Source organism: Marinomonas phycocola (assembly GCF_047525455.1).
Classification (GTDB): Bacteria; Pseudomonadota; Gammaproteobacteria; order Pseudomonadales; family Marinomonadaceae; genus Marinomonas.
Genome location: NZ_JBLIXL010000045.1, coordinates 1 through 3,798 on the forward strand (window position 1 = coordinate 1; position 3,798 = coordinate 3,798).

A 3,798-nucleotide genomic window follows, 5' to 3' on the forward strand; every position below is an offset into this window, starting at 1 on the left:
GAACAGGTTTGCGAATAAGAGAATGGACTTGCTCAGAGTGCGGAGCTGAGCATGATCGCGACATAAACGCGGCAAAGAACATTCTTGCGCTCGGGTATGAGCGTCTCGTAGGAGGAATCCCCCAATATAATCAGCTTGTCTGATTTAGTGGAGGGAGGATATCAATGTTTATTGCGTGTCAAATTTTCGTTTGATGCTCCTCTTGCCTACATCCACTTCATGAAAAATACAAAACACTTGTTCTATATTAAGAGCACCACCAACAAGACAAATACAGAACAGTTGTTCTACATCCACTTTATGGAAAAATACAAAACACTTGTGCTATGTCTTGACGTCCTCTCTTTTGGTCATATGTATAACTATTTCACTTAACGAAAGACATACTGTACCTACCTCGATCGGCGGCTACTAAGGTTCCACCTTTAACCTAAAGCCTAATTATCACACCAGAACGTTAAAAACAGTGAGGCATCATAAGTAAAATAACATTATCTCATTATCTATATACAATGAGGCATGCATGAACATTTCAGACGCCATGAGAAAACTCAAAATTCAAAAGGAAGAGTCGATCTCTTCTGTTTCTCTTTTGAAACAAGAGTATAAAAAGTCATCTACTCAAAAAGAGCTAAATACAGAACACTTGTTCTATATTAAGAGCACCACCAACAAGACAAATACAGAACAGTTGTTCTATATCCACTTTATGGAAAAATACAAAACACTTGTGCTATGTCTTGACGTCCTCTCTTTTGATCATATGTATAACTTTTCACTTAACGAAAGGACATACTGTACCTACCTCGATCGGCGGCTACTAAGGTTCCACCTTTAACCTAAAGCTAATTATCACACCAGAACGTTAAAAACAGTAAAGCATCACAAGTAAAATAACATTATCTCATTATCTCATTATCTAAATACAATGAGGCATGCATGAACATTTCAGACGCCATGAGGAAATTCAAAAGGAAGAGTCGATTTCTCCTGTTTCTCTTTTGAAACAAGAGTATAAAAAATTCATCTACTCAAAAAGAGCCAAATACAGAACACTCGTTCTATATTAAGAGCACTACCAACAAGACAAATACAGAACAGTTGTTCTACATCCACTTCATGAAAAAATACAAAACACTTGAGCTATGTCTTGACGTCCTCTCTTTTGGTCATATGTATAACTTTTCACTTAACGAAAGACATACTGTACCTACCTCGATCGGCGGCTACTAAGGTTCCACCTTTAACCTAAAGCCTAAAGCCTAATTATCACACCAGAACGTTAAAAACAGCGAGGCATAACGAGTAAAATAACATTATCTCATTATCTATATACAATGAGGCATGCATGAACATTTCAGACGCCATGAGAAAATTCAAAAGGAAGAGTCGATTTCTCCTGTTTCTCTTTTGAAATAAGAGTATAAAAAAGTCATCTACTCAAAAAGAGCCAAATACAGAACACTTGTTCTACGTCCATATCATAAAAATAAAAAACACTTGTGCTACGTCTTGACGTCCTCCCTTTTGGGCATGGTTCAAAAACAGTGGTTTTTACTGAACAGTAGACACTCCGAACCCTACTCTCTAGGAGCATGTTGTTAGAGGCGTTTTGAGATGTGTTAAGCGGCCAGCTTAACCCGTTTGAAGCGTTTAAACCCAAGTATCTCCAACCAGTTTGGATGGGGAGATCCTGTTATCACTTCGGCGGGAGATTTACCTTGAAGGTAGTCATGCTGACTGCGGAGGAAGACTTGGGGATTTAAGTAAAAGCGGATCGGATCCAAACTCTTCTGAGTCACTTGTTTACGTGGTTCTAGATAAGGGCGTAGTCGGCTATTGAAGTTCTCAACCATTGAACTGCAACGAGGTGTTGCTGCTGTTCTGGAGAGAGGTGCCTTGGCATAAGTAAACTCTGGTTGATTAATAAAATGTGAGCTCTTATCAGAGCACTATTATTTTACTGGTCTTCGTTTATGAACACCTAATTTGAGGCGTGAATTGCTCTCCAACTGTTCAATTGATTTGAAGCATGCCGGTTTTGGAACGTTCAAAGTGACTGAGCGTGCCGCTCGAACAGGTCGTAACCCTAAAACAGGTGAACCGATACAGATTGCCGCGAGTAAAAGTCCAGCGTTTAAAGCCAGGAAAGCATTAAAAAAAGTATGCAATTCATAGTTTTTAAGGCGGAAAAGTAATAACAAGATCCCCCCTTTCAGAAAAAGCATATATAAACATATCGTTTATATATGCTTTAAGGTATGATTAAAAGTACTGTATATGGTTCGATAGAGGGTGTGATGAATATTTCAGCGAATGAGCTAAAAACACGAGGTGCGCAAGCGATCGAAGAGGCGCTGTCTTCTGATTCGGTTGCCACGATTACGGTTCGTGGCCGTTGTGCTTATGTTGTGACCAGTGTCAGTGAGTATGACGAATTTAGAGAATGGCAGTTGGATAAAGCGCTAAAAGAAACCGAAGACGATTTGCAAACTGGCCGATTTGAAGTGCTAGACAGTATTGATGATCACATTCGAGATCTCTCGAATGATTAAACTGGTCGTTACAGATAGCTATCTACGAAGAGCAAAAAAGTTCTTTAAGAAACATCCTAATCTCATCAAACAGTATGAGAAAACACTTAAGTTGTTGGTCTTGAACCCAAGTCATCCCTCCCTAAGGCTCCATGCGATAGAATCAAAGAATCTTCATTCTATTTCGATAAACATGAGTTATCGAGTGTTGCTATCGTTACGTATTAAGGAAGACGGTACAATAATCCTTATTGATATTGGAAATCACGATGACGTGTACAGGTAGCTGTGAAGTTGAGAGGGCTTTCCTGATAAAGTAGAACTCAAATATTGCTGTTAATGGCCGAATATAAAACAAACAAAACAATAATTAATTATATGATGTAGGATAAGAAAAAAGGATTTAATATGCAGCATCCCTACAAATTTAAAATATTTTCGGCCTTACTATTAATTGGATCTTCGGATCTTATGGCCCAACCAATTAAAGCACAATTGAACATCGAAAGATTATCCCCTAAAGATAAAGAACTGGTTTTAGCTATGCCAGAGAGCGAAGTAAAGCAAATTTTCAAGACTGATAAAAAGAACGCTGAAAGTTTTGGGCCGATAGCGTATTTATTGACAGGGAAAAGCATAGTCAAGCCTTATTTCGGCATGTCCGGAGAGAAAAAAACGCATTACAACCTTATAAACCTAAGGGAATACTTATATAAAATATCCAATGAGTTAGATTCTGCCAATTCCGTTGCAAATAGTCCGACAGGTAAGGGCGTTCTAATTGAGTTGAGCAATATAAAGCTAAGCTCCAGAAAAAACACTTGTACGACCAGCCCTATTGTATTTGTTGCCCAACCTGGAGAGCTTCATAAAATAGAAATGAAATGTTTCTACAATAAGAAACAAACTCGGGAAATACATGCAGGCATGTTTATTGCTTACGGCACAGATTACGCAATACGCAATACCACTGGGCATCTATTAAAAGCCAGTCCATTAGACCCTGTAACTACGATTAAACAAACACAACTCTCTGTTGTCAGTGACTTTCTGTATGACGGTAAAAGACACTCAATTGAGGCAATCTTAAAAATCAAGTTGCGGTAAAACGGCAGCAACTATGGTTCCACCTTTAACCTTAAGGGTGACGAGTCATCTGGATGGCATTTCGCTATCGAAATTCGATATACCAATACAATAACTTCAGAATAAAGATAAAGAAACGTTTAAAAGGAATCTCAGATGTTTAAATTTTCATTACCAC

General features: G+C 38.3%; 3 protein-coding genes and 1 pseudogene. All 4 read left to right on the forward strand.

All coding sequences use genetic code 11. The features are described from left to right. The first annotated feature begins 8 nt into the window (after positions 1-8). The 4 genes and pseudogenes from ACMUMJ_RS16735 to ACMUMJ_RS16750 all read left to right on the forward strand — a co-directional run bounded on the left by ACMUMJ_RS16735 (position 9) and on the right by ACMUMJ_RS16750 (position 3,641). Entirely contained in the window at positions 9-143 is a 135-nt protein-coding gene (locus tag ACMUMJ_RS16735) for a zinc ribbon domain-containing protein (protein ID WP_414679989.1), read from the forward strand. A 1,894-nt stretch (positions 144-2,037) separates the two neighbouring features. Further along, a pseudogene (locus tag ACMUMJ_RS16740) lies at positions 2,038-2,178 on the forward strand (HU family DNA-binding protein); the annotation flags it as partial. An 83-nt stretch (positions 2,179-2,261) separates the two neighbouring features. Next, the gene (locus ACMUMJ_RS16745; protein WP_414679987.1) at positions 2,262-2,555 is read left to right on the forward strand and encodes a type II toxin-antitoxin system prevent-host-death family antitoxin; all 294 of its coding nucleotides are present in this window, start codon (positions 2,262-2,264) and stop codon (positions 2,553-2,555) included. A gap of 450 nt (positions 2,556-3,005) precedes the next feature. Then, positions 3,006-3,641 (forward strand): hypothetical protein, encoded by a 636-nt coding sequence (locus tag ACMUMJ_RS16750; RefSeq protein ID WP_414679988.1) that lies wholly within the window; start codon positions 3,006-3,008, stop codon positions 3,639-3,641. The last annotated feature ends 157 nt before the right edge of the window (positions 3,642-3,798 follow it).